Here is a 14,084-nt window from a genome sequence, read left to right as displayed (position 1 = left end):
GCGGATCCGGCTCAATGTCCTTTCGAGAGTGCACGGTCGGGCCCGTGTGAATCCACCTGATGCGGAGCTCCCGGGCAAAGTCTCGTGTTTTCCCTAGAATTCGTCGTGGGCGCCGCTATCCCGGAACCCGCGTTCTTTAGGGAAAAACCTGAATTCCGTTCGCGGGGCCGGACCGGGCTTGACCGGGTTCGCCCGGCTGCCCCAGCGTGAGGCCTCGTGAACCGGCGGCGGGCCGCGATACGGCCGCCCTCGGCGTGCGGTCGTAGATGCCGGCCCGGTGGGCCGGGGCCGCTTCCCCTGTCAGACCGACCGGGCTCTTTCCCGCCGGGTCGTTACGGCTTGCCACGTGAGGGTTGTGCTATGTCACTCCACGAGGAGTCTCTCCCCGAGGACGAACGTCGACCGCTGTCCGGCGCCCAGACGGGCCTCTGGTACGCGCAGCGGCTTGCCCCCGACAGCGCCGCGTACAACACCGCGGAGGCGGTGGAGATCCACGGCGGCCTGGACACCGCTCTGTTCGAGACGGCGCTGCGCCGCACGGTCGGCGAGGTCGACACCTTCGCCCTGCGTTTCCTCGACACCGACGACGGCCCGCGCTGCCGCCTTGCGCCGGACGCCGACGACTGGCCGCTGCACCGGGTCGACGTGAGCGACGCCGCAGACCCGGAGGCCGCCGCCTGGAAGCTGATCCGCGCGGACCTCGCGACCCCCGTGGACACCGACAAGGGCCCGCTGTTCGCGCACACCCTCCTCACCCTCGCCGCCGACCGCCACATCTGGCTGCTGCGGGCCCATCACCTCCTGCTCGACGGCTACAGCTACAAGCTCCTCGGCCGCCGCCTGGCCGACGTCCACAACGCGCTGGCCGAGGGCCGCGACCCCGGCCCCTGCGGCTTCGCGCCCGTCGGCCGCCTCCGGACCGAGGAGACCGCCTACCTGGCCTCCGAGCGCTGCGCCCGCGACCGCGACCACTGGACCCGTCGCATGGCCGGCCTGCCGGAACCGGCCCGCCTCACCCGCCGTTCGGCCCCGCCGCGTGCCCCGTTCCTGCGCCGCGCCGTCGAGATCGACTCCCCGGACGCCGAGGCGCTGTCCGCCGCGGCCACCCGCCTGGGCGTCACCCGCACCGACCTGCTCACCGCCGCCGTCGCCGTCTACCTGCACCGCATGACCGGCGAGGACGACCTGATCCTCGGCATGGCCACCATGAGCCGGCTCGGCAGCGCCGCCCTGCGTACCCCGGGCACCGCCTCCGACGTGCTGCCCCTGCGCGTCACCGCCCGATCGGGCGCCCGGCTGGCGGAGTTCGCGCGCACGGTGGCCGACGAGCTGGCGGCACTGCGACGCCACCAGCAGTACCGGGGCGAGTTCATCCGCCGCGATCTCGGCCTGCTCGGCAGCGGGCGCCGCCTGCACGGACCCGTGCTGAACATCGTTCCCTTCACCGAGGAACTGGACTTCGGCGGCAGTACGGCGACGTGGCACCACCTGTCCGGCGGCGCCGTGGACGACCTCCAGATCAACGTCAGGCCCGGCACCCGGCCCGGCGCCCTCTGGCTGGCCTTCGACGCCAATCCCCACCTGTACGACGCGGACGAACTCGACCTGCACCGCGAACGGTTCCTCGCGCTGCTGCGGCGGCTGGCCCAGGCCGCGCCCACCACCGCGCTCGCCGACCTGGACCTGCTGCTGCCCGGCGAGCACCCGCGCGACCTGCCGGTACGCGAGGTCCCGGTCACCGGAACGCTCACCGAGCTGTTCGAGCGGCAGGCGCACGCCCGGCCCGGACGGATCGCCGTGACCCACCAGGGCGCACACCTCACCTACGGCCGACTCAACGAAGAGGCCAACCGGTTGGCCCGGCTGCTCGTCGAACGCGGCGCCGGACCGGGCCGGGTGGTGGCCCTCGCGCTGCACCGGGGCCCGCGGCTGCTGCCCGCCCTGCTGGCGGTTCTCAAGACCGGCGCCGCCTACCTCCCGCTGGACCCCGGCCACCCGGCCGAACGCCTGCGCCTGGTCATGGCGGACGCGGCGCCCGTCCTCCTGGTCACCGAGGGCGGCCTCGCCGGGGACCTCGGCGGCGACGCCCCCGCCGTCGTCCTCGACGAGCCCGCCGTCACCGCCGACCTCGCCGCGCGCCCGGCCGCCGACCTGACCGACGCCGACCGCGGCGGACCGACCGGTCCGGCGGACATCGCGTACATCATCCACACGTCCGGCTCCACCGGCCGCCCCAAGGGCGTGCCCGTCGCGCACGCCAACGTGGTCCGGCTGTTCGCCGCGTCGGCCGAGCACTTCGACTTCGGCGCCGACGACGTCTGGACCCTCTTCCACTCCTACGCCTTCGACTTCTCCGTCTGGGAGATCTGGGGCGCCCTGCTGCACGGCGGCCGGCTCGTCGTCGTGCCGTACGCCGTCAGCCGCTCCCCGCGGGACTTCCTGCGGCTGCTGCACGACGAGGGCGTCACCGTCCTCAACCAGACACCGTCCGCCTTCGAACAGCTGGTGGACGCCGACGAGGAGCGGGAGTCCACCGCCGGCGCGCTGCGGTACGTCGTGTTCGGCGGGGAGGCGCTGCGTCCCGAACGGCTGCGCCCGTGGACCGCCCGGCACGGCCTCGACCGGCCGGCCCTGGTGAACATGTACGGCATCACCGAGACCACCGTGCACGTCACCCACCACCGCATCACCGCCGCCGACCTGACGGACCCCCGCCGTGGCAGCGTCGTCGGCACCCCGCTCGCCGACCTGCGCGTGTACCTCCTGGACCCGAAGGGCCGGCCCGTGCCTCCGGGCGCCGTCGGCGAGTTGTACGTCGCCGGCGCCGGGGTGACCGCCGGGTACCTGCACCGCCCCGAACTGACCGCCGAGCGCTTCCTGGACGACCCCCACGGCACGCCCGGCAGCCGCATGTACCGCTCGGGCGACCTGGCGCGGCGCCGCGCCGACGGCACCCTCGAGCACCTGGGGCGCGCCGACCGGCAGGTGCAACTGCGCGGCTTCCGCATCGAGCCCGGCGAGATCGAGGCCGTCCTCACCCGGCACCCCGGCATCGCCCGCGCCGTCGTCGTCGTACGCCGTGCCGACCACGGCGCCCAGCAGCTCGTCGCCTACACCGTGACCGCCGGTGAACGACCGCCCACCGCGGCCGAGGTGCGCGCCCACGCCGCCGCCCACCTGCCCGAGCACATGGTTCCCGCGGCCTGTGTGCCCGTGGACACGCTTCCGCTGACCGCCAACGGCAAGCTGGACACCGACGCGCTGCCCGCGCCCGACCTCACCGGTGCGGCGGCCGGCACCCGCCCCGTGAGCACCGAACAGGCGCTGGTGTGCGCTCTGTTCGAGGAGGTGCTGAAGCTGCCCCGGGACACCGTCGGCATCGACGCCGACTTCTTCGGCCTGGGCGGCGACTCGCTGCTCGCCACCCGGCTGCTGGCCCGGCTGCGCCACGGGTCCGGCACCGACGTGCCCATCACCGCCCTGTTCGAAGGGCCGACGCCCGCGGCTCTCGCCCGGCACCTCGACGGCCGCTCCGGCACGACTCCCGGCCGGCCCGCCCTCGGCGCGCGGCCACGCCCGGAGCGCGTCCCGCTGTCGTACGCCCAGGAACGCATGTGGTTCCTGAACCGGCTCGACGACTCCACGGCGACGTACAACATCCCCCTCGTCGTGCCGCTCGGCGCCACCGTCGAAACCGAGGCGCTGCGTGCCGCGCTGGGCGACCTCGCCGACCGGCACGAGATCCTGCGCACGGTGTTCGCCGACCACGACGGCACGCCGTACCAGCGGATCCTGCCGCCCGGGGGACGGCGCCCGCGGTTGCGCGCCGTCGACTGCCCCGCCGACGAGATCGGTGCGCACCTGGCCGCCGCCTCCCGGCACCGCTTCGACCTCACCGGCGAACCTCCCCTGCGCGCCTGGCTGTTCGGCACCGGTGAGCAACAGACCCTGCTGCTCGTCCTGCACCACAGCGCCGCCGACGGCTGGTCCCTGCGTCCCCTGGCCGACGACCTGAACACGGCCTACGCGGCCCGCCGCGCGGGCGCCACCCCGGCGTGGGACGCGCCCCCGGCGCAGTACGCGGACTACGCGCTCTGGCAGCGTGCCCTGCTCGCCCCCGGACCGGACGGCACCGGGCACGCCGAGCGGCTGACCGCGCACTGGCGGGAGGCCCTGGCCGGAACACCGCAGGAGTGCACCCTGCCCGGCGACCGGCCCCGGCCGACGGCACCGCGCGGCGGCGCCCATGTCACCGAGCACGTGCCCGCGACCCTGCACCGCGAACTGACCGGCCTCGCCGAGCGCGAGGGCAGCAGCCTCTTCATGGTGCTCCACGCCGCCGTCAGCGCCCTGCTCACCCGCTGCGGAGCCGGCGAGGACATCGTGCTGGGCGTCCCCGTCGCCGGCCGCTCCGAACCCGGCCTGGACGATTTGATCGGCCTGGTCACCAACACCCTGGTGCTGCGCGCCGACACCTCGGGCGACCCCGCCTTCCGCGAGCTGCTGGCCCGCGTCCGTCCGGGCGACCTGGCCGCGCTCGGCCACCAGGAACTGCCCTTCGACCGGCTGGTCGACGAGCTGAACCCGCCCCGTCTGCCCGGCCGGCACCCGCTGTTCCAGGTCATGCTCGCCCTCCAGAACAACGAGCCCGCCGTGCTCCGTCTAGACGGGCAGACGGTGCTGCTGCGGCCCACCGCCACGGGCACCGCCAAGTTCGACCTGTTCGTGGACGTTCTCGAACGGCACACCGCCGACGGCCGCCCCGACGGCCTGGACCTGCACCTCGAGTACGCCACCGACCTGTACGACCCGGCCACCGCCGAGGAGTTCGCCCGCTCCCTGGGCCGACTGCTCGCGGTCGTGAGCGCCGACCCGGACGTACGGCTCGGCCTGCTCCCGGCGCCGGCGCCGCGCGCACCCGCCCCCCAGGCCCCCGCCCCCGACACCGCCGGCCTGACCGAGGCGGCCCGGTCCGTGCCCGGCATCCGCGACGCCGTCGCGCTGCCCGCGGCCGACGGCGGCGCGCCCCGACTGTTCGTGGTGCCGGGCCGCGCGGAGGCCACCGAGGCCGTCGAACGGCTGCTGGGGCGCACCGGCATCGCCACCGTCGGGGTCACCGCCGTCAGCACCCTGCCCCGCGGCGCCGACGGCACCCTCGACCCGGCCGCCCTCGCCGCATTGCCCGCCGTCGACCGCACCGCCGCCGAGGCCTGGCAACAACGCCTCGCCCGCATCACCGGGGTCGGCACCGCCGAGGCAGGACTCGAGAACACCCCACAGGAACTGGTCCGCAGGCACGCCGCCCCACCGCGCCGCGCGGTACCGGCGTCCGACGGCGGCACCCGCAGGGCGGCCGGGACACGGCCCGCCCTCAGCGAGGGCCCAGAACCGGCCGAACCCTCCGTGGCCACCTGGGCCCAGGCCCTGGTACGGGCCGCCGACCGCTCCCGGGGCGACATCGTGCACGTCCGCCCCGACGGCAGCGAGAGCCGCCGTGACTACGCCGGCCTCGTCCCCGAGGCGTCCCGGGTCCTCGCCGGACTCAGGCGCGCCGGACTGCGCCCCGGCGACCAGGTGATCCTCCAGTGCGACAGCAGTGAGGACTTCCTCGCGGTGCTGTGGGGCTGCATCCTCGGCGGCTTCGTCGCCGTGCCGCTGACCGTGCCCGTCTCCTACGACACCCCCTCGGCCGCCCTCACCAAGCTGGAGGGCATCTGGCGGATGCTCGGCCGGCCCTGGATCGTGTGCTCGCCCGCCCTGGAGGAGGGCCTGCGCCACCGGATCGGCCAGGAGAGCCGGTCCGGTCTGCGGCTGACCACGGCCGACGCCCTGCGGGACGCACCCGAGGACCGCGACTGGTACGCCGCGAAGCCGGACGACCTCATCCTGATGCTGATGACCTCGGGCAGCACCGGTCTGCCCAAGGCCGTACGACTCACCCACGGCAACGTGCTGGCCCGCTCCGCCGCGACCGAGGCCATGAACGGACTCGGCGCCGACGACGTGACCCTGAACTGGATCCCGCTCGACCACGTCACCGGCGTCGTCATGTTCCATCTGCGGGACCTCTATCTGGGCTGCCGGCAGATCCACGCGCCCACCTCCTGGATCCTCCAGGACCCGTTGCGCTGGATGGACCTCGCCCACCGGTACCGGGTCAGCGTGACCTGGGCCCCCAACTTCGCCTTCGGACTGCTCGCCGAGCAGGCCCACCGCTTCGCGGACCGCGACTGGGACCTGACCCCGATGCGGCTGGTGATGAACGCCGGAGAGGTCGTCGTGGCCGCCGCCGCCCGCGGCTTCCTGCACGCGCTGCGACCCTTCGGACTGCCGCAGGACGTGATGCACCCCGGCTGGGGCATGTCCGAGACCTGCTCGGTGGTCACCGACGCGGTGCTGTCCGCCGAACCGCCCGGCACCGACGAGACGTTCGTCAGCTGCGGCCTGCCCTACCCCGGCTTCGCCATGCGCGTCGTCGGCGAGGACACCACCGTGCTCACCGAGGGCGAGGCCGGCCGGCTCCAGGTCCGGGGCACCTCCGTGACCGGCGGCTACCACGACAACCCGGCCGCCAACGCTGAGGCGTTCACCGACGACGGCTGGTTCGACACCGGCGACCTGGCGTTCCTGCGCGACGGCGAGCTGTTCATCACCGGCCGTGCCAAGGACGTCATCATCGTCAACGGCGTCAACCACTACAGCCACGAGATCGAGACCTGCGTCGAGGAACTGCCCGCCGTCGTCCGCAGCTTCACCGCGGCCTGCGCGGTCCGTTCCGACCCGGCCGCCGCCACCGACGAACTCGCCCTGTTCTTCCACCTCGCCCCCGGACCCGACCGCGCCGCCGCGCTGCGGGAGATCGCCGGCAAGGTCACCCGCGAGATCGGCGTCAGCCCCGCCTTCCTGATCCCGGTCGACCCCGGCGACATCCCCAAGACCGAGATCGGCAAGATCCAGCGGACCAAGCTGCGCAAGAGCTTCGAGGCGGGAGACTTCGACGACGCCGTCCGTGCGGCCCACCTGCTGCTGGGCACCGCCGCCACCCTCCCCGACTGGTTCCTGCGGCCCGTGTGGCAGCCGGCCGCGCCACACGCCCCGCGCGCCCTGCCACCCGGCCGGCACACCCTGGTCCTGGCCTGTGGCGACCCCGAGACCCACGGCCTCGCCGACCGCCTGGCCCAGGCCCTGCGCGCCGACGGCGCCCGCTGCACCGTGGTCACCGACGGACCGTCCTACGAACGTCTGGACGCCGCCCGCTACCGGATCGGGCCCGCCGAGGACGCCGACCACACGGCGCTGCTGCGGGACCTGGCCGCCGACGAACGGCCCATCGACGCCGTCGTCCACCTCACCGCCCCGCACACCGGCGACGCCGCCCCGGACGAGTCGGGTGCCCGCACCCTGCTGTCCCTCGCCCGGGCACTCGGCACCCGGTCCGCGGACCTGCTCCACGTGACGGTGGGCGCCCAGGCGGTCAGCGCCGGCGAACCGCCCTCCCCGGCCCAGGCCATGGCCGGCGCGGTCCTGAAATCGCTGCGGCAGGAGTCACCGGGTCTGCGCTGCGTCCACCTGGACGTCGAACGGGACGCCGACCCCCTACCGCTCGTGACGGCGGAGGCCGCACAGCCGCCCGTGGACACCGAGGTGGCCCACCGCGGCGGACGGCGCTTCGTGCGCCGGCTGGCCCCGCTGCCCGAGGCGCCCGCCCGCCTGGAGCCGCCCGCCGGCGAGGGCTTCCACCTCATCAGCGGAGGGCTCGGCGGAGTCGGCAGCGCACTGGCCGCCCACCTGCTGGCAACCCCCGGCACCCGCCTGCTCCTCCTCGGCCGCAGCCCGCTGGCCCCCGAGGACGGCGGAACCCACCAGCGGCTGCGAGAGCTGGGCGACGTGCGCTACGCGTGCGCCGACGTCACCGACGAGGACCAGGTGCGGGCGGCGGTTGCCGCGGCCACCGAGGCCTGGGGCGTCCCCCTGACATCGGTCTGGCATCTGGCGGGCGCCCTCGTGGAGCGGCCCGTCGGCGAACTGGACCCGGACGCCTGGCGCTCGGCGCTGGACGCCAAGGCACACGGCGCCTGGACCCTGCACCGGGTCAGCGCCGACCACCCCGTGACCTCGTTCGTGCTGTTCTCCTCCGTCAACGGCTGGTTCGGCGGCGCCATGAACACCGCCTACGCCGCGGCCAACGCCTACCTCGACGCGCTCGCCCTGCACCGCCGCGCCCTGGGCCTGCCCGCGCAGAGCCTGGCCTGGAGCATGTGGCACGAACGGGGCATGAGCAGCGGCTACCCACTCACCGCACTCACCGAGGCACGCGGCTACCGGGTCCTGGACGCCGCCGCCGCGCTGCGCTCCCTCGACCTCGCCCGCACCCTGGACGAACCCCATCTGCTGATCGGCGCCGACCGCACCGCCCCCTGGGTCCGCAGCCATGTCGCCGAACCGGCCCGGCAGGTACGGCGGCTGGCCGGTCGCGTAGCCCTGGAGGAGGGCGCTGACCTCGGCGCCCTGCACCGGGCGGCGGCCGACGCCGCGGGCGGCGCCCCGTGGGTGCTGCGCGCGGCCGGCAGCGCCGAACGGCCGGCCGCCGCCGACGACGCCGGGGAACGGATCCGCGCCCTGGAACAGCGGCTCGCCGAGCTGTGGTGCGGAGTGCTGCGCCGCGACCGGGTCGGCCGGGACGAGAACTTCTTCGACGTGGGCGGCAACTCCCTGCTCCTGGTCGGCGCGCAGAGTGCCGTCAACCAGGAGTTCGGCTGCGAGCTGACCGTGGTCGACCTGTTCGCGCACCCCACCGTGCGCGACCTGGCCCGCCACCTCGTCGACCGCACGCCGGCGCCCGGGATCCCGACGGACGGCGCCGCGGACCCGCCGGGCGCGCTGGACCGGGCGAAGGAACAGGCACAACGGCAGCGCGCGGCCCGGGCCCGCCGCTCCGCAGGACACGGAAAGGGCCGAGACCATGCGTGAGACCACCGCGCCACCGGACACACCGCAGGAGGACATGCCGGCCGTCGCCGTCGTCGGCATGGCCGGCCGGTTTCCCGGCGCCGACGACCTCGACGCGTTCTGGGACAACCTGGCCGCAGGCCGCGAGGCGGTACGACCCGTCACCGACGAGGAGTTCCTGGCCGCCGGCGGCGACCCGCGCGACCTGGACGACCCGTCGCTGATCCGCATGGCGTCCGTCGTCGAGGGCATCGACCGCTTCGACTCCGGCTTCTTCGGCTACCTACCCGCCGAGGCCGCCGTGATCGACCCCCAGCAGCGCCTGCTGCTGGAGACCGCCTACCACGCCCTGGAGAACGCCGGCTGCCTCGGACCGGGCACCGACCACGGCACCTTCGGCGTGTACGCGGGCGGCGGCGACAGCCGGTACTACCCCGCCCACGTCCACCCCCGGTACGCCGGACAGCCCGGCTCCGTCGAGCTGGTGCACGCGGCCACCGCCAACTCCCTCGGCACCCTCGCCCCCCGCATCTCCTACGAACTGGGCCTGACCGGCCCCAGCGTGTCCCTCCAGACGGCCTGCTCCACCGCGCTCGTCGCCGTGCACACCGCCTGCCAGGACCTTCTCGACCACCGCTGCGACACCGCCCTCGCCGCCGCCGTCTCCCTCAACCCCTCGGCACCGCTCGGCTACCGCCATGTACCCGACGGGCCCTTCTCGCCCGACGGACACTGCCGGGCGTTCGCCGCGGACGCCGCCGGCACCTCCTCCGGGGACGGCGTCGGCGCGGTCGTCCTCAAACGGCTGGAGGACGCCCTGGCCGACGGTGACCACGTGCGGGCCGTGATCCGGGGCAGCGCCGTCAACAACGACGGACGGCGCAAGGTCGGCTTCAGCGCGCCCAGTTCCGCCGGGCAGGCGGAGGTCGTGCTGGCCGCGCAGGCCCAGGCGATGGTGGATGCCGACAGCATCGGCCTGGTCGAGGCCCACGGCACCGCGACGCGCCTCGGCGACCCCATCGAGGTGGCCGCGCTCACCGAGGCGTTCCGGGAGTCCACCCGGCGGCGCGGCTACTGCGCGCTGGGCTCGGTGAAGACCAACATCGGCCATCTGGGGGCAGCGGCCGGCATCGCCGGGCTCATCAAGGCGGTCCTCGCCCTGGAACACCGGCAGATCCCGCCCAGCCTGCACTTCGACCGGCCCAACCCGCTCATCGACTTCGCGGCCGGACCGTTCCGCGTCCCCACCGCGCTGGAGGACTGGCCCGCCGCCGACCACCCCCGCCGGGCCGCCGTCAGCGCCTTCGGGATCGGCGGCACCAACGCCCACGTCATCCTGGAGGAGGCCCCAGCTCCCGCGCCCGCGCCGCCGCGCGCCCCTGAGGACGGCGGCCGCCTGGTGCTGCCGCTGTCCGCCCGCACCGCCGGCGCCCTGCGCGGCCAGGCAGAGGCTCTCGCCCGCCACCTGGAACGCCGGCCGGACCTGCGCCTGGACGACGTGGCGCACACCCTGCGCACCGGTCGCCCCGCCCTGCGCCACCGCCTGACCGTCTCCGCCGCCTCCCGCGACGAGGCACTGTCTGCCCTGCGGGCCGCGGTTCCGGTCACTCCGGCCGTGCCGGACGAACCCGCCCGGCTGGCGTTCCTGCTGCCGGGCGGCGGCACCCAGTACCCCGGCATGGGCGCGGAGCTGTACCGCGACCACGACGTCTACCGGGACACCGTGGACGAGTGCGCCCGCATCCTGCGTCCCGTCCTCGGCACCGACCTGCGCACCTCCCTGTTCGAGGGCGCGCCGGCCGACCACACCGCCACCTTCCTCGGCCTGGTCGTCACCGAGTACGCCCTCGCCCGCACCCTGATGGCCGCCGGCGTCCGCCCGGACGCGCTGATCGGCCACTCCCTGGGCGAGTACACGGCGGCCTGTCTGGCCGGGGTCATCGATCTCGCGGACATGCTGCCCCTGGTCACCGAACGGATCCGGCTGATCAGCGGGGCGGGCGGGGCGACCGTCGGCGTGGCGGCCCCCGTCGAGGACGTACTGCCGCTGCTCGACGACGAGTTGTCCCTGGCCGCGATGAACGGGCCCGCCGCCTGCACCGTCGCCGGGTACGACGAGGCCGTGGCCCGCTTCGAGCGGGAACTCGCCCACCGGGACATCCCGTTCCGCCGGCTGCGGATACCGGCCGCCGCCCACTCCCACGTCCTGGACCCGGTGCTGGAGACGTACGAGAGGCACCTGCGCGGCGTCACCCTGCGCCCGCCCCGCATCCCGTTCGTCACCAACGTCACCGGCACCTGGATCACCGACGCCCAGGCGACCTCGGTCCAGCACTGGCTCGACCACACCCGCCGCACCGTGCGGTTCGCCGACGGCATCACGGCCCTGTGGGAGCGCGGGCGCCCGGTCCTGGTGGAGATCGGACCGGCGGACACCCTCACCAAACTGGCCACCGCCCAGCTGGACCCGGAGACACCGGTGACGGTCACCACCATGCGGCACGCCAAGGCCGACGCCCTCGACGGCTTCGTCCTCGCCGAGGCGCTGGGCCGGCTCTGGAGCGCCGGTGCGGACACCGCGCTGCCGCCGGTGCCGGGCACGCCGCGACCGGTGCCGCTGCCGCCGTACGCCTTCCAACGCCACCGGCACTGGATCGACGCTCCCGGCGTCGGCTCCACCGCGTCCGACACCCCGGACACGGTTCAGGACGGGCCGGGCCTCGCGCCCCGGCCCCGGCTCACCACCGAGCTCGTGCCGCCGCGCACCGACCGCGAACAGGCCGTCGTCCGGCTGTGGGAGGAGACCCTCGGCATCGGCGGCATCGGCGTCCACGACAACTTCTTCGACCTCGGCGGCGACTCCATGCGGGCCGTCCTGCTGGCGGGCCGGCTCCGCCGGACCGGGGTGCTCGACGTGCCGGCCGCCACCCTGCTCGCCGCGCCGACCGTCGCCGGTGTCCTCGCCGCCACCGGGGACACCGACGACCAGCGGTCCAGCGGGTCCGCGAACGCCCTCGCACCGCTGCTGCCGCTGCGTGCCGAGGGCGACGCCGCACCGCTGTTCTGCGTCCACCCCGGTGCGGGCGTCGCCTGGCGGTACACCGGCCTGCTGCCCCACCTCGGCGGCGACCAGCCGGTCCACGGCATCCAGGCCGCCGGTCTCGACGGCACCCGGCCGCCCGCACCCGACGCCCCGGCCATGGTCGCCTCCTACGTCGACCTGGTCCGCGAGGTCCAGCCGCACGGCCCCTACCGGCTGCTGGGCTGGTCGTACGGCGGCTTCGTCGCCCACGCGATGGCCTGCGCGCTCCAGGAACAGGGGGAGCGGGTGGAACTGCTGGCCATGCTGGACGCTCCGCAGCCGTACGGCAGCGCGTACGACGCCGGGACGGCCGAGCGCCAGGTGGCGGCCCTGCTGACGCGGGTGGCGGGCCTGCCCGTGAACCCGGACGGCGAACAACCGCCCGACGTGGCGACCGTCCTGGAGCGCATCGACGCCAAGGTGACGGAGGACCCCGCCAGTTCACCCGTCGACCACGCGCAGGCCGCCGCCATCGCCGACGTCATGCGCAACAACCTGCGCCTCGCGCCCCGGTTCGAGCCCGGCGTCTTCCACGGGGACGTCCTGTTCTTCAGCGCCGACGACGAACCGGCCACGGACTTCTCCGGGGACCTCGCCGTACTGCCCGGCAAGGCGGACGCCTGGCGTCCGCAGGTGCGGGGGACCCTGCACGAGCACCGGGTGCCGTGCGGGCACTACGAGATGACCGAACCCGAGCCCCTCGCCCTGATCGGCACGGCGGTGGCCAAGGCCCTGCGCGGCGCCGCCGACCCCACCACGCCCCTACCCGTTCCGCCCCCAGGGGGCCCCGACCGTCCAGGAGACCCCGCATGACCGTGACCGCACCCAAGGACCTCTATGAACTCGGTGACGCGCCCGAACCGGGCACCGTGCCACGGAAGATGTACGCCTCGCTGATCCGCCGGGAGCGCTACGGGCAGCCCGTCGACGCCTTCCGCACCGAGGTGGTCGACGTGCCCCCGGTCCGCCGTGGCCAGGTGCTGGTCAAGGTGATGGCGGCCGGCGTCAACTACAACAACGTCTGGGCGGCGCTGGGGCAGCCGCTCGACGTGATCGCCGCCCGGCAGAAGGCCGGCGCCGGTGAGGACTTCCACATCGGCGGCTCCGACCTGTCCGGCATCGTGTGGGCCGTCGGGGAGGACGTCAGAGGTGTCCGGCTCGGGGACGAGGTCGTCGTCCTGGCCAGCCGCTGGGACGAGTCGGCCGAGGACATCCGCCTGGGCGGCGACCCGGCCGCGTCCGTCAGCCAGCGGGTGTGGGGCTACGAGGAGAACTACGGTTCCTTCGCCCAGTTCGCGGTCGTGGACGACTACATGTGCCATCCCAAGCCGGCCCGGCTGTCCTGGGCGGCCGCCGGCTGCTACATGGCGACCGCGGCCACCGCCTACCGGCAGCTGTTCGGCTGGGACCCGCACACCGTCCGGCCCGGCGACCCGGTGTTGATCTGGGGCGGTGCCGGCGGCCTGGGCAGCATCGCCATCCAACTCGTCCGGCACGTCGGCGGCATCCCGGTCGCCGTGGTCTCCAGCGAGGAACGCGGCGCGTTCGCCAAGGGGCTCGGTGCCGAGGGCTGGATCGACCGGCGCGACTTCGACCACTGGGGCCGGATGCCCGACACCTCCGACGAGGCCGCGATGAGCCGCTGGCTGTCCGGGGCGCGCGCCTTCGGGCGGCGCTTCTGGGACGTGCTCGGCGAGCGCCGCAGCCCCCGGATCGTGCTGGAGCACTCCGGCGCCGACACCGTCCCCACCTCGCTCTATCTGTGCGACAACGCGGGCATGGTGGTCATCTGCGGCGGCACCACCGGCTACAACGGCGACGTGGACCTGCGGGTCCTGTGGATGCGGCAGAAGCGCCTCCAGGGCTCGCACGCCGCCGGCGCCCGCGAGGCCCGTGAGATCACCCGGCTGATCGACCAGGGCGTCATCGATCCATGCCTGTCCCGCACCTTCGGGTTCGAGGAGATCGGCCTGGCCCACCAACTCATCCACGACAACCGCCACCCGACGGGGAACATGGCGGTCCTGGTCAACGCGTCGGAGTAGGGCGCGCG

General features: G+C 74.7%; 3 protein-coding genes. All 3 read left to right on the top strand.

Annotated elements, in window-relative coordinates; genetic code table 11:
* Window positions 1-360: 360 nt before the first annotated feature.
* The 3 genes from ACIRPU_RS33875 to ccrA are packed head-to-tail and all read left to right on the top strand — an operon-like array spanning window position 361 to window position 14,076.
* Entirely contained in the window at window positions 361-8,970 is an 8,610-nt protein-coding gene (locus ACIRPU_RS33875) for an amino acid adenylation domain-containing protein (RefSeq protein ID WP_403874248.1), read from the top strand.
* Window positions 8,963-12,844 carry a type I polyketide synthase gene (locus ACIRPU_RS33870; protein WP_403874246.1) on the top strand — a complete coding sequence of 1,294 codons (3,882 nt, stop codon included), beginning with the start codon at window positions 8,963-8,965 and terminating at the stop codon, window positions 12,842-12,844. Before ACIRPU_RS33875 ends, ACIRPU_RS33870 begins: the two co-directional genes overlap by 8 nt.
* Window positions 12,841-14,076, top strand: coding sequence for a crotonyl-CoA carboxylase/reductase (gene ccrA / locus ACIRPU_RS33865; protein WP_403874244.1), 1,236 nt, complete (start codon window positions 12,841-12,843; stop codon window positions 14,074-14,076). The genes ACIRPU_RS33870 and ccrA overlap by 4 nt, the downstream gene beginning before the upstream one ends.
* Window positions 14,077-14,084: the final 8 nt, after the last annotated feature.

This window comes from Streptomyces sp. NPDC102259, assembly GCF_044766465.1.
GTDB lineage: Bacteria > Actinomycetota > Actinomycetes > Streptomycetales > Streptomycetaceae > Streptomyces.
Note: the sequence above shows the minus strand (reverse complement) of the source record. Positions and strands in the feature narration are given on the sequence as shown.

Coding starts and splice junctions, on each gene's coding strand:
- ACIRPU_RS33875 (WP_403874248.1), top strand. CDS start 361: ATGTCACTCCACGAGGAGTCTCTCCCCGAGGACGAACGTCGACCGCTG.
- ACIRPU_RS33870 (WP_403874246.1), top strand. CDS start 8,963: ATGCGTGAGACCACCGCGCCACCGGACACACCGCAGGAGGACATGCCG.
- ccrA (WP_403874244.1), top strand. CDS start 12,841: ATGACCGTGACCGCACCCAAGGACCTCTATGAACTCGGTGACGCGCCC.